The organism is Muribaculum sp. NM65_B17 (assembly GCF_004793735.1).
Lineage (GTDB): Bacteria > Bacteroidota > Bacteroidia > Bacteroidales > Muribaculaceae > Muribaculum > Muribaculum gordoncarteri.
This window is the reverse complement of the sequence record NZ_SRYY01000001.1, coordinates 16,426-28,811: the sequence shown is the minus strand read 5'-3', so window position 1 is coordinate 28,811 and position 12,386 is coordinate 16,426. Positions and strand designations below refer to the sequence as shown.

Here is a 12,386-nt window from a genome sequence, read left to right as displayed (position 1 = left end):
TCTTTTCAGTTTTAATAGTTAAACATATAGCCATTCATCATTATTTACGCGGATTCTTAGCCTGATAGTCAAATATCAAAGCAGAGTCAACTCCGTTGATATTATCAATCTGGTATCGAGAAATCTGGTTAATCTGCATTTCGTCAAGAGCGCTGATCAAGCTTTCCCAAGAAGCGTTGGGACCGGCCTTGATGATGACAACCGGGCGGGTAAGCGTAGAGTCGTTACGAATCTGCTTGGCCTTTGCCTGATATTCCTCATCGGTCAACTCCTTATTCTTCCATTGAGTCTTGAGAACATCGATTTTCTCAAGTACCTGCTTGTTGCGGTTGTGAAGAATCTTACGGATACCCTGAACCTCACCATTCTCGTTACCGACAAACTTCTCAACCTTGAGGTTGGAGTTGTCGATCAGTCCGTCATGGTTTTCATCAGCGACTTCCGCCTTACCTTCGTAATAGTAGATGATGTGGGCGGGCTTACCCGAATCGGGATCAACCTTCACATTACCCTCACTGTCACGTTCGGTGTCAAGAATGAGTGTCACGGCTTCTGACTGCTTTGTCTTGTTCTGCTGCTCCTGCTCAACCTTCTCATTAGAGGGGAGTGAGATTTGCAGTGTCTGCGACTTAATCATCGTGGTACAAAGCATGAAGAACGTGATAAGAAGCATGTTCATGTCCACCATGGGAGTGAAGTCCACGTGGATTTGCATCTTTTTCTGGGCGCCTTTTTTCTTTTTGCCGCCCTTATCGGATTGTTCTATCTGTGCCATAATGATTAATCGTTCTCGGTTTTTAATGCGGTCATCAAGCTGAACTTATTCATCTTTAGCGTCTGCAGATTGTCGAGCACGTTGTGTACGACATCGTAGGGCGTATCCTTGTCAGCCTTTACGGCTATACCCTCGCCACTCTTGATCGCCTGCTCGAGGTTGGGATTGGATGAATTGTAGATGGCACGCATCCAGATTTGAAACTCATTAGGTTTACCAAGGTCCTTGTTGTCATCGACGGGGATTCCAACCATGTCATTGTTCATGTCGGAGATAATCTCATCCTGCTTGATTTGCGGCAGGTCGAGGAATTCCGGCAGGTAGGAAAGTTTAACCCCGAACATATTCATCTTCGAGAACTTGGCAACCTGTTCGTTTGTGAGCTGTATTTTGTTACTATGGGTCTTGTTATATTCGGAAACCGCGTTACGAATCAACTCAGCTCTCACCTTTTCGGTCGAGTAAGTAGAGTCGGCGTCACCGGCTACCGATAGGAATACCTTTCCCTCGGGCGATATGAGAATCGTCGAGTAGTTGGTAACAGGCACCTTGATTTCCGACACTGACGACGGAGTGAGCACCGTTACCGGCTCCTTCTGAAGGAAGGTAGAGGTCAACATGAAGAAAGTAAGCAAAAGAACAGTCACGTCACTCATCGCGGTCATGTCGATGAGGGTACTCTTTCTTTTAATTTTTACTTTTCCCATTGTTTTTCGTTAATTAACAGGTTATTATTGTTTATTCGGAAAGACAACGGGATTAGTGAGTAGCTGCAAATGTTTGCACGATTGAGAAGCCAATCTCATCAATTGCGTAGGTGAGGTTGTCAATCTTGTTGGTGTAGAAGTTATAAGAGATAACTGCAAATGCACCGGTTGCGATACCGAAGGCAGTGTTGATAAGTGCCTCAGAGATACCGGTTGAAAGTTCAGTTGAGTCAGGAGCACCTGATGCTGCAAGAGCCTGGAATGACTTGATCATACCGATTACAGTACCGAGAAGTCCGACAAGTGTACCGAGAGTGGTAAGAGTTGCAACGATGGGGAGGTTCTGCTGAAGAGCGGGCATTTCAAGAGCGGTAGCCTCTTCTACTTCCTTCTGGAGGGTTGCAATCTTCTGCTCCTTGCTGAGAACGGTGTTGGCATCCATTTCCTTGTAGCGAACGAGAGCGGCCGATACTACAGCAGCAACACTACCCTTCTGCTTCTTGCAGAGTTCCTGTGCGCCGGCGATGTCGTTGCTTTGGAGGCACTTCTTAACGTTAGCGACAAACTTAGAGATGTTACCTTTACCCTTTGCGCTTGAGAGGGCGATCCAACGCTCTACAGAGAGAACGATTACAGTGAGGAACAGAGTCTGAAGAACAGGCACGATTACACCACCCATGTAGATGGTACCCCAAATGTCCTGAGGATGACCGGCTTCGTCGAAGTGTGAGTCATGACCGAACCAAAATGCAAATAAGCAAACTGCTACGATAAAGCAAACAACGATTACCAAGAATGCATTCTTGATACCGCGTACTTTAGAACCTTCGGGTTGAACGTTCTTCTTCTGAGCCGGAGCGGCTCCTGAGTTGGGCTTTTGAGCTTCCATAATTGTGATAAGAATAAATTTTTAAATTTGTTATTAATGGATTAATTCTTTTAATTATTTATTTTCGTTTCTTTGTTTTATGTTCATGGACCGAAAAACGACTGTGAGTTGGTTCGGCGAGTAATGCGGCAAAACTTATACTGCATGATTTAAGAATCAAGTAAATTCTCCGATATGAAATTAAGCTTTCGCACTGCTTTTGAATTCAATCTCTCCCGATTCCGGTATTGATTTTATGTTGTTAACTAGCTTCCAATTCACAACCTTTCGTTAATTGGATATGCAAATTTATTATTTTGTTTCTTACAAACCAAATTTTGCTTGTCGATTTTTATTAATTTATCAAACGCACAACCACCATAAGCGAATAAGCATGTTTAACAACATAATTTAATAAAATATCCGTCAATTGACACAAAATAATTATTACGGCAAATTTTTCCCAAGCAAAGTTAAGCCAATATAAAATTATTAGATAACTTTGCACAATAATATAATAAATACATATTACCCTATACACTAAAAATGGCTAAAATCGTTACGTTAAAGAAAGGCCTTGACATCAAAATCAGAGGAGCTGCAGCCGATGCCGCCCCGATTACGGTCAAGCCCGCGACATGCGCCATAGTCCCCGACGATTACAGCGGCATTGTGCCGAAAGTCGATGTTAAAGAGGGCGACTCGGTGGAGGTAGGCTCCAAGCTGTTCCATGACAAGCAGTTTACCGACATCGTAGTGACATCACCCATAGCAGGCACCGTGACTGGCGTCATAAGGGGGGAGCGTCGAAAACTTGAGCGCATTGTAATCACTCCGGCCGAGGATGCCGGGAATTCAATCACTTTTGAAACCGAAGGCATCAACGACCGCACACGGGCTCAACAGCTACTGCTTGACTCCGGACTATGGGCACTGTTGCGTCAGCGTCCCTACAACATAGTTCCGGCTCCCGGAGCGGCTCCCCGCGACATATTCATCACCGGTTTCGACTCGGCTCCGCTCGCTCCCGACTTCGAGAGCATGCTCAGCCCCCGCATCAACGAGCTTAACAAAGCCGTAAAGCTTCTGCAAAAGCTTACCGACGGAAAGATATATCTGGGCATACGCCAGGGTAGCTGCCTCGCATCGGTCGAGGGAGTTGAGCACGTGGTATTTGAAGGCCCCCATCCCGCCGGCAACGCAGGAGTCCAGATTTGTAACGTAAAGCCGGTCAACAAAGGCGACATCGTGTGGACTCTCGACGCAACTACCTTATTGCGCATAGGCAAGCTCCTGTCGACCGGACGACTCGACACCGACACGCTCGTGGCAGTAACCGGATGCGAAGTCACGACACCGCGATATGTCATAACAAAGATAGGCGCCGACCTTGCTTCAATACTTAAAGGCAATGTAAACGACGACGCCATCCACCACCGCATAATATCGGGCAACGTGCTCACGGGTACTCACGAAAGTCCTGAAGGCTATCTGCGTTATCCATATTATCAGGTGACGGTGATAGCCGAAGGCGACGACTTCCACGAATTCATGGGATGGGCCTCACTCTCGCCCCGCAAGATGAGCTTCAGCCACTCGTTCCCGGGACACTTCCTCAACAAGCTGTTCTGCCCCGACGCACGACTGCAGGGCGGACGCCGAGCAATGATAATGTCGGGAATCTACGAAAAGGTAATGCCGATGGACATCATGCCCGAATACCTTATAAAAGCAATAATATCACGCAACATCGACCGCATGGAGCAACTCGGAATCTACGAAGTGGCACCCGAGGACTTCGCGCTGTGCGAATATGTCGACCCTTCAAAGCTCGAATTGCAGAAAATCGTGCAGGAAGGCCTCGACTACCTGCGCAAAGAACTCAGTTGATATAAACAGCAATAATCTCATAAACAGTGAAATCGCTTAGAAATTTTCTAAATCGTATCAAGCCTAACTTTGAACCCGGAGGAAAGCTGCATGCATTCCACTCGGTCTTTGACGGCTTTGAGACATTCTTGTTCACGCCCAACACCACTTCTACATCGGGAGTCAACATTCATGACAGCATCGACTCCAAGCGCGTGATGATAATCGTGGTACTGGCGCTTATGCCGTGTCTGTTATTCGGCATGTACAACGTAGGCTACCAGCACTGGCTCGCAATAGGAGAAACCGACTTCCCCTTCTGGCAGCTAATGGCCTACGGATTTCTTGCAATGCTTCCACGCATAATCGTGTCCTACGCCGTGGGACTTGGAATCGAATTTATGGTAGCCCAGTGGCGCAAAGAGGAGATTCAGGAAGGATTCCTCGTGTCGGGAATGCTCATTCCCCTCATCTGCCCCATTGAAACTCCGCTTTGGATGATAGCCGTAGCAACGGCATTCTCGGTAATCTTCGTCAAGGAAGTATTCGGAGGTACAGGCTACAACATATTCAACGTAGCACTTGTAACCCGTGCCGTGCTCTTCTTCGGATATCCGTCAAAGATGAGCGGCGACAACGTATTCGTGCCCGTTAATCCGATATGCGGACTCGGCAACGGAACTCCGGTCGACGGATTCTCGGGAGCCACCCCGCTCGGACAGATTGCCACCAATGTTGGCGACACCCTGAAGATAACCAATGTCGTGGGACAGGACATCTCGTCATGGGACATGTTCCTCGGCCTTATCCCCGGCTCGGTGGGTGAAACATCGACACTCTGCATCCTCATCGGTGCGGCTATACTTCTGCTTACCGGCATCGCAAGCTGGCGCATAATCCTGTCGGTATTCGTCGGCGGATTCGTAATGGCAGCCATCGCCAATGCATTTGCAACGCCCACCTACCCCGTTTCGCTCCTGTCGCCGGTCGACCAGCTGATGCTTGGCGGATTTGCTTTTGCCGCAGTATTCATGGCCACCGACCCTGTAACCGCAGCCCGCACCGATACCGGTAAGTACATCTACGGTTTCTTCCTCGGAGCAATTGCGATACTCATCCGCACCTACAACAACGGCTACCCCGAAGGCGCCATGCTTGCAGTACTGTTGATGAACTCGCTCGCGCCCGCTATAGACTATTTTGTTGTTCAATCCAACATTCGTCGTCGCATGCGTCGTCTGAATGCTAATGCCGAATAACCTATGAATAAGCAAAGCAATATCTATACTATAATATATATAGTAGTATTGGCAGTGGTCGTGGGAGCCGCCTTGGCATTCGCCGCACTGTCATTGAAGCCGCTTCAGGTCGACAACGCAAATGCCGACAAGATGAAGCAGATACTTGCGTCGGTACACATCACGCCCGACAAGGCCGATGTCATATCCGACTTCAACAAGTATGTAACCGAACAGTACATCGTAAACTCACAGGGTGAACGCATCGAGGGAAATGCCTTTGATGTAAACGTGTCAGAACAGAGCAAGCGTCCTGTCGACCAGCGTGAGATGCCGGTTTACGTGTGCACGTTATCGCCTAACGACGTGAAGTACATACTGCCCGTATACGGTGCCGGACTATGGGGCCCTATCTGGGGCTACATCTCGGTCAACAGCGACGGATCGACCATATACGGAGCCTACTTCGCACACCAGGGTGAAACTCCCGGACTTGGAGCCGAAATCGAAAAGCCCGCGTTCAGCAACCAGTTCAACAACCTGCACCTATTCAAGGAAGGACGATTCCTGCCCATCGCCGTGGTGAAGGCCGGACAAGCTCCCCTGAACGGCGAAGACAAGGTCGATGCCATATCGGGCGGAACAATCACCTCCAAAGGTGTAGCCTCGATGATCGACAACTGCCTTGGCGGATACACTAAATTCCTACAAAGTCTTAACAACAATCAACAGTAACGACAATGGCAACCAACAATAAAAACCTGAGCGCACTAATCAATCCGCTCTCAAAGGACAATCCTGTCATTGTCCAGATTCTCGGTATCTGCTCATGCCTTGCCGTAACGGCAAAGCTTGAGCCGGCATTTGTCATGGGTATATCGGTGATCGCCGTGCTGGCATTCTCCAATGTCATCATTTCACTGCTCCGCAAGACCATCCCCACCAACATCCGCATCATCGTGCAGCTTGTAGTCGTGGCCGGTCTTGTGGTAATCGTAGACCAGCTGCTCAAAGCCTACCAATACGATGTCAGCAAGCAGCTGTCGGTGTTCATCGGCCTCATAATCACCAACTGTATCCTGATGGGACGCCTTGAAGCGTTTGCAATGGGCAACAAGCCCTGGCCTTCGTTTCTCGACGGCATCGGCAACGGCATCGGTTACGCCATCATCCTTATAATCGTGGCATTCTTCCGCGAACTCCTCGGAAGCGGCACAATATGGGGACTCCAGGTGATTCCTCAGAGCTGGTATGAACACGGTTATGCCAACAACGGCCTCATGATTCTTCCCCCGATGGCCCTCATCGTCGTGGCTTGCATCATCTGGGTTCACCGAATCTATAACAAGGACCTGCAGGAATAATGGTAATGTCAATAGCTTAAAGATAGACAACAATGGAAAATTTCAATATCTTTATCCGGTCGATATTTGTCGACAATATGATATTTGCCTACTTCTTAGGCATGTGTTCATTCCTTGCCGTATCCAAGAATGTCAAGACCGCTCTCGGCCTCGGTGCCGCAGTAACGTTCATGCTTGTGATATCGCTGCCCATCAACTACCTGCTCGAAAACTACGTGTTGCGTGCCGGAGCGCTGAAATGGCTCGGCCCCGAATATGCCGATGTCGACCTCAGCTTCCTCTCGCTCATCATGTTCATAGCCGTGATTGCGTCACTCACCCAGTTCGTTGAGATGGCCGTCGAGAAGTTCAGCCCCGCGCTCTACTCGTCGCTCGGTATATTCCTTCCGCTCATCGCGGTTAACTGCGCCATCCTCGGTGGCTCGCTCTTCATGCAGCAGCGTGACTTCCCGAGCGTGTGGACTGCTTGCTGCGCCGGTGCCGGTTGGGGACTCGGCTGGCTCATCGCCATCGTGGCCATAGCCGCAATACGCGAGCGCCTGCAGGAGTACAGCAACATTCCCAAGCCTCTGCGCGGTGTGGGCATAACATTCATCATCACGGGTCTTATGGGCATTGCGTTCATGAGTTTCCTCGGCATTAAAATCTAATGAGCAATATGGATATGACTGCAATGATAACGCTTGGTGCCAACATAGGCACCCTGACCATAATGTCGGGCGTGATAATATTCCTTATAATCACGCTCATCCTGGTGACCGTACTTCTGGTGGCCAAGAAATTTCTCGTTCATTCGGGCAAAGTGCACATTGTCATCAACGATGACAAGGATGTGTTCGCCAATTCGGGCAAGTCGCTGCTCTCGACACTCTCCGATGAAAACATCTTCCTGTCGTCGGCCTGCGGCGGAAAGGGAAGCTGCGGACAGTGCAAGGTGCAGGTGTTCAATGGTGGTGGCGACGTGCTTCCCACCGAAACCGTACACTTTACCCGCAAGCAGCTCAAGGACCACTGGCGACTCGGCTGTCAGGTAAAGGTTAAGGAGGACATGAAGATAGGCGTACCCGCATCGGTGCTCGATGTCAAGGAGTGGGAATGCGAGGTGATCTCCAACAAGAATGTCGCAACATTCATCAAGGAGTTCATCGTGGCACTTCCTCCGGGCGAGCACATGAACTTCATTCCCGGCTCCTATGCACAGATTAAGATTCCCACCTACGAAATGGACTACAATGTCGACATCGACAAGTCGCTGATCGGCGAAGAGTACATGCCCTCATGGGAGAAGTTCGGACTGTTCACGCTCAAATGCAAAAACACCGTACCCACAGTACGCGCCTACTCTATGGCCAACTACCCTGCCGAAGGCGACCGCATAATGCTCACCGTGCGCATCGCGACACCGCCCTTCAAGCCGAAACCCCAGGTGGGATTCCAGGATGTAATGCCCGGTATCGCATCGTCCTACATCTTCACCCTGAAGCCCGGCGACAAGGTAATCATGAGCGGCCCTTACGGCGACTTCCATCCTATCTTCGACTCAAAGAACGAGATGATGTGGGTAGGCGGTGGCGCCGGTATGGCTCCTCTGCGCGCGCAGATCATGCACATGACACGCACGCTCAACACTACCGACCGCGTCATGAACTACTTCTACGGCGCACGTGCGCTTAACGAAGTGTTCTACCTTGAGGACTTCCTGCAGCTTGAGAAGGACTTCCCCAACTTCAAGTTCCACCTTGCCCTCGATCGTCCCGACCCCGCAGCCGATGCTGCAGGCGTCAAGTACACCCCGGGATTCGTTCATCAGGTAATCTACGAAACCTACCTGAAGAACCACCCCGCACCCGAGGACATCGAGTACTACATGTGCGGCCCCGGCCCCATGAGCAAGGCTGTCGAGAAGATGCTGTGGGACCTCGGAGTTCCCTCGGAAAATCTCATGTACGACAATTTTGGCGGATAACAGCCATCTTATACAACCATTTACGCCCTGCCTTGTTGAGGCAGGGCGTTTTTTATTAGGTTATAACACAAAACTTTGGTATATTTGCATCATAGATTTTGCATATTAACGCTCGACCGCATGCGCGGTCGATGATTAATGCTCTCGTAATGAAAGGTTATATGATATTCCGTTTCACGTGCCTCGCTCTGCTGTGGCTCTTCCTGTGCTATCTAATGATTTCGGCGCGGGGATTCACGGCATGGACGATGTTCATCATCATCGTGTCGGGAATAGTCGTATTTGTACCTATCTATAAAAAGTATATACGCGATAGTAATGGAAAATCCTGATAATAATGAAAGCGTTGAATCCAAGCGCTACCCTCTGCTCGAAACGATTGACACTCCCGCCGACCTTCGCCGAATGCCGACGGAAAAGCTACCTGCAGTCTGCGCCGAAATACGCGACTTCCTTATAAACTCCCTGTCGACCAATCCCGGGCACTTTGCATCGAGCATGGGTGCGGTGGAGCTCACCGTGGCACTGCACTATGTGTTCAACACCCCCTACGACCGCATTGTGTGGGATGTCGGGCATCAGGCCTATGGGCACAAGCTGCTCACAGGTCGCCGCGACAAGTTTGACACCAATCGCAAGTTTGGCGGTCTTAGCGGTTTTCCCAATCCCGAAGAGAGCCCCTACGACACCTTCACAGCCGGTCACGCCTCCAACTCCATTTCGGCAGCACTCGGTATGGCAATGGCCTCGGAGCTGAACAACGACAAGCCGCGACGCAATGTCGTAGCCGTAATCGGCGATGCCTCGATAAGCGGCGGACTTGCATTTGAGGGACTCAACAACGCATCAATCAACAAGAACAATCTCCTCATCATACTCAACGACAACGACATGTCGATTGACCGCAACGTAGGAGCACTTAACTCCTATCTTGCCCACCTCAACACCACCAGGGCCTACAACAGGTTCCGCTATCGACTGTTCAGATTGCTGAAGAAGCTGCACCTCGTCACCGACAAGCAGAAAGGCTTCATCATGCGCTTCAACAACAGCGTCAAGTCGCTGCTCAGCCATCAGCAGAACATATTCGAGGGACTAAACATCCGTTACTTCGGTCCTATCGACGGTCACGACATCGACCGCGTGGTTAGGGTGCTGAGCGACATCAAGGACATGGAAGGGCCTCGGTTGCTGCATCTGCGCACTACCAAAGGCAAGGGCTACAAGCCGGCCGAGGACGACCCGGCCTCATGGCATGCGCCCGGGCTCTTTGACCCCAAGTCGGGCGAACGCAAGCACGACAGCGACTCTCCGGCCAAGTATCAGGATGTGTTCGGACACACCCTGCTCGAACTCGCACGCGCCAACGACAAAATCGTGGGCATCACCGCCGCAATGCCGTCGGGCACATCGATGAGCATCATGCAGGAGCAGTTGCCCTCAAGAGTATTCGATGTAGGAATCTCCGAAGGTCACGCCGTGACATTTGCGGGAGGCCTTGCCAAGGATGGAATGCGCCCCTTCTGCGCCATCTACTCATCGTTTCTTCAGCGAGCCTACGACCACATAATCCACGATGTCGCAATACAGAATCTGCCCGTGACATTCTGCATCGACCGCGCCGGAATCGTCGGCGAGGACGGTGTGACTCATCACGGAGTGTTCGACCTCAGTTACCTGCGGGCAATCCCCAATCTCACCATCGCCTCGCCGCGCGACGAGGCATCGCTGCGCAATCTGCTCTACACGGCACAGAGCGCCGACCGTGGCCCGTTTGCCATCCGTTATCCGCGAGGCAAGGGTTCCAATCCCGACTGGCGCACACCAATGCACGAAATAGCCATAGGCCGCGGACAGCGACTTGTCGACGGCAACGATGTAGCGGTACTGTCGATAGGCCCCATGGCCAATAAGGCAGCTGCAGCAATAGAACGCGCCCGCCGCGAAAACGGCATTGAGGCCGCCCACTACGACATGATATTTCTTAAGCCTATCGATGAGCAGCTGCTTGACGAAGTGGGCCGCAAGGGATGTCCCGTGATAACGGTCGAAGACGGTGTGCGTGACGGTGGACTCGGCTCGGCCGTGACCGAGTGGATGAACGATCACGGTTACCATCCCCACATAACACGCATAGGCGTTCCCGACATGTTTGTCCCCCACGGCAAAGTCCCGCAGCTGATGAACCTGTGTAGGATGGATGAAGACGCAATCTACAATGCAATTGTCCAAGCCAACAATAACCATAAGCTATGAAAATCGTCATCGTAGGAGCCGGTGAAGTAGGCTCACATCTCGCCAAACTACTGTCACGCGAAGAGCAGGACATTATCCTCGTCGATGACGACCAGGGGCGTCTTTCAACGATCGACGCCAACTACAACCTCATGACTCTGCGCGGCAGCCCTACATCGTTCAACGTTCTGAAAAGCGCCGGCGTGGAATCATGCGACCTCTTCATAGCCGTAACACCCGATGAAACACGTAATGTCATCGCCTGTTCAATGGCCAAGAGCATCGGAGCGCAACGCACCGTAGCGCGCATCGACAATTACGAGTTTCTCGACATGCACAACCGTGAGTTCTTTACGCGAATCGGTGTAAACGCGCTGATTTATCCCGAATATCTTGCCGCACAGGAAATTATCACGGCCCTTAACCGCTCATGGGTGCGTCACTGGTTTGAGCTCCACGACGGTGAGATTATCCTCGTGGGCGTCAAGCTTCGCGAAAACGCCCGCATAGTGGGCATGCAGCTCAAGGAGTTTGCAATGGTTGAGCACAACTTCCACGTGTCGGCGATAAAGCGTCATCACGAAACCATCATCCCGCGAGGTGACGATCGTATATGCGAAAACGACATCCTATATTTCACCACCACGCGCGACCATGTCGACGAACTGCTTGAAATATGCGGCAAGGTACACAAGCGCATACGCAAGGTGCTCATAATGGGTGGAAGCCGCATCGCTGTCCGTCTGGCAGCTCTTGCCGGCGACACCTACAAGATAAAAATAATCGAGAGCAATCTCGAAAAGTGCCGCCGACTGCCCGAGAAGTGTCCCGACTGCGACATTGTCTACGGTGACGCACGCGACATCGACGTGCTGCGCGAGGAAGGAATATCCGACATGGATGCCTTCATTGCTCTCAGCGACAGCTCCGAAACCAATATCCTCGCCTGCCTCACCGCCAAGGAACTCGGAGCGAGCAAGACCATCGCCGAAGTCGAGGACATCCAGTTCATCTCGGAGGCCGAAGGACTGAACATAGGCACAATCATCAACAAGAAGCTGCTCGCGTCAAGCAAGATATTCCAGATTCTGCTCGACACTGATGTGTCGTCGTCGAAGTGCCTTGCACTTGCCGATGCCGAAGTTGCCGAAATCGAGGCGAAGCCCAAGAGCAAGATTACACGCGGCCCCGTAAAGGACCTGTCGCTGACACGTGACATGACCATAGCCGGACTTATACGCGACGGACAGGGAATGCTCGTTCACGGTAACACGGTTATTCAGCCCGGCGACCACGTAGTGGTGTTCTGCCTCTCGGGAGCCATCCACAAGGTCGAGAAACTCTTCAACTAACGGAATCCGATT

12 protein-coding genes are annotated in these 12,386 nt (G+C 51.1%); 9 read left to right on the top strand and 3 right to left on the bottom strand.

Going from position 1 to position 12,386, the window contains the following annotated elements; all coding sequences use genetic code 11:
* Positions 1 to 40: 40 nt before the first annotated feature.
* The 3 genes from E5354_RS00130 to E5354_RS00120 are packed head-to-tail and all read right to left on the bottom strand — an operon-like array spanning position 41 to position 2,371.
* The gene (locus E5354_RS00130) at positions 41 to 775 is read right to left on the bottom strand and encodes an ExbD/TolR family protein (protein ID WP_135946003.1); all 735 of its coding nucleotides are present in this window, start codon (positions 773 to 775) and stop codon (positions 41 to 43) included.
* 5 nt (positions 776 to 780) lie between these two features.
* Positions 781 to 1,482 carry an ExbD/TolR family protein gene (locus E5354_RS00125; protein ID WP_123396024.1) on the bottom strand — a complete coding sequence of 234 codons (702 nt, stop codon included), beginning with the start codon at positions 1,480 to 1,482 and terminating at the stop codon, positions 781 to 783.
* A gap of 52 nt (positions 1,483 to 1,534) precedes the next feature.
* Positions 1,535 to 2,371 (bottom strand): MotA/TolQ/ExbB proton channel family protein, encoded by an 837-nt coding sequence (locus tag E5354_RS00120; RefSeq protein WP_123396025.1) that lies wholly within the window; start codon positions 2,369 to 2,371, stop codon positions 1,535 to 1,537.
* A 525-nt stretch (positions 2,372 to 2,896) separates the two neighbouring features.
* On the opposite strand from E5354_RS00120, the gene E5354_RS00115 reads away from it, so the two are divergent.
* The 9 genes from E5354_RS00115 to trkA all read left to right on the top strand — a co-directional run bounded on the left by E5354_RS00115 (position 2,897) and on the right by trkA (position 12,374).
* Positions 2,897 to 4,240 (top strand): Na(+)-translocating NADH-quinone reductase subunit A, encoded by a 1,344-nt coding sequence (locus E5354_RS00115; RefSeq protein ID WP_135946002.1) that lies wholly within the window; start codon positions 2,897 to 2,899, stop codon positions 4,238 to 4,240.
* A gap of 26 nt (positions 4,241 to 4,266) precedes the next feature.
* Positions 4,267 to 5,478, top strand: coding sequence for an NADH:ubiquinone reductase (Na(+)-transporting) subunit B (locus E5354_RS00110; RefSeq protein WP_135946001.1), 1,212 nt, complete (start codon positions 4,267 to 4,269; stop codon positions 5,476 to 5,478).
* Positions 5,479 to 5,481: 3 nt separating this feature from the next.
* Entirely contained in the window at positions 5,482 to 6,192 is a 711-nt protein-coding gene (gene nqrC, locus E5354_RS00105) for an NADH:ubiquinone reductase (Na(+)-transporting) subunit C (protein WP_123396028.1), read from the top strand.
* Between the two features lie 5 nt (positions 6,193 to 6,197).
* A complete protein-coding gene (locus E5354_RS00100; RefSeq protein ID WP_123396029.1) occupies positions 6,198 to 6,821 on the top strand; it encodes an NADH:ubiquinone reductase (Na(+)-transporting) subunit D in 624 nt (207 codons plus the stop codon).
* A 32-nt stretch (positions 6,822 to 6,853) separates the two neighbouring features.
* The gene (gene nqrE, locus E5354_RS00095; RefSeq protein WP_135946000.1) at positions 6,854 to 7,471 is read left to right on the top strand and encodes an NADH:ubiquinone reductase (Na(+)-transporting) subunit E; all 618 of its coding nucleotides are present in this window, start codon (positions 6,854 to 6,856) and stop codon (positions 7,469 to 7,471) included.
* 62 nt (positions 7,472 to 7,533) lie between these two features.
* Positions 7,534 to 8,787 carry an NADH:ubiquinone reductase (Na(+)-transporting) subunit F gene (gene nqrF / locus E5354_RS00090; RefSeq protein WP_370271095.1) on the top strand — a complete coding sequence of 418 codons (1,254 nt, stop codon included), beginning with the start codon at positions 7,534 to 7,536 and terminating at the stop codon, positions 8,785 to 8,787.
* Positions 8,788 to 8,936: 149 nt separating this feature from the next.
* On the top strand, positions 8,937 to 9,119 hold the full coding sequence (locus tag E5354_RS00085) for a hypothetical protein (protein ID WP_135945999.1): 183 nt from the start codon (positions 8,937 to 8,939) through the stop codon (positions 9,117 to 9,119).
* The gene (dxs, locus tag E5354_RS00080) at positions 9,106 to 11,043 is read left to right on the top strand and encodes a 1-deoxy-D-xylulose-5-phosphate synthase (RefSeq protein WP_135945998.1); all 1,938 of its coding nucleotides are present in this window, start codon (positions 9,106 to 9,108) and stop codon (positions 11,041 to 11,043) included. Before E5354_RS00085 ends, dxs begins: the two co-directional genes overlap by 14 nt.
* Positions 11,040 to 12,374, top strand: coding sequence for a Trk system potassium transporter TrkA (gene trkA / locus E5354_RS00075; protein WP_123396032.1), 1,335 nt, complete (start codon positions 11,040 to 11,042; stop codon positions 12,372 to 12,374). The genes dxs and trkA overlap by 4 nt, the downstream gene beginning before the upstream one ends.
* Positions 12,375 to 12,386: the final 12 nt, after the last annotated feature.

Excerpts from the sequence above, each read along its gene's own strand:
- E5354_RS00130 (WP_135946003.1), bottom strand. The coding sequence starts at position 775 with ATGGCACAGATAGAACAATCCGATAAGGGCGGCAAAAAGAAAAAAGGC.
- dxs (WP_135945998.1), top strand. The coding sequence starts at position 9,106 with ATGGAAAATCCTGATAATAATGAAAGCGTTGAATCCAAGCGCTACCCT.
- trkA (WP_123396032.1), top strand. The coding sequence starts at position 11,040 with ATGAAAATCGTCATCGTAGGAGCCGGTGAAGTAGGCTCACATCTCGCC.
- E5354_RS00120 (WP_123396025.1), bottom strand. The coding sequence starts at position 2,371 with ATGGAAGCTCAAAAGCCCAACTCAGGAGCCGCTCCGGCTCAGAAGAAG.
- nqrC (WP_123396028.1), top strand. The coding sequence starts at position 5,482 with ATGAATAAGCAAAGCAATATCTATACTATAATATATATAGTAGTATTG.
- nqrE (WP_135946000.1), top strand. The coding sequence starts at position 6,854 with ATGGAAAATTTCAATATCTTTATCCGGTCGATATTTGTCGACAATATG.
- E5354_RS00115 (WP_135946002.1), top strand. The coding sequence starts at position 2,897 with ATGGCTAAAATCGTTACGTTAAAGAAAGGCCTTGACATCAAAATCAGA.
- E5354_RS00125 (WP_123396024.1), bottom strand. The coding sequence starts at position 1,482 with ATGGGAAAAGTAAAAATTAAAAGAAAGAGTACCCTCATCGACATGACC.
- E5354_RS00100 (WP_123396029.1), top strand. The coding sequence starts at position 6,198 with ATGGCAACCAACAATAAAAACCTGAGCGCACTAATCAATCCGCTCTCA.
- nqrF (WP_370271095.1), top strand. The coding sequence starts at position 7,534 with ATGTCGGGCGTGATAATATTCCTTATAATCACGCTCATCCTGGTGACC.
- E5354_RS00085 (WP_135945999.1), top strand. The coding sequence starts at position 8,937 with ATGAAAGGTTATATGATATTCCGTTTCACGTGCCTCGCTCTGCTGTGG.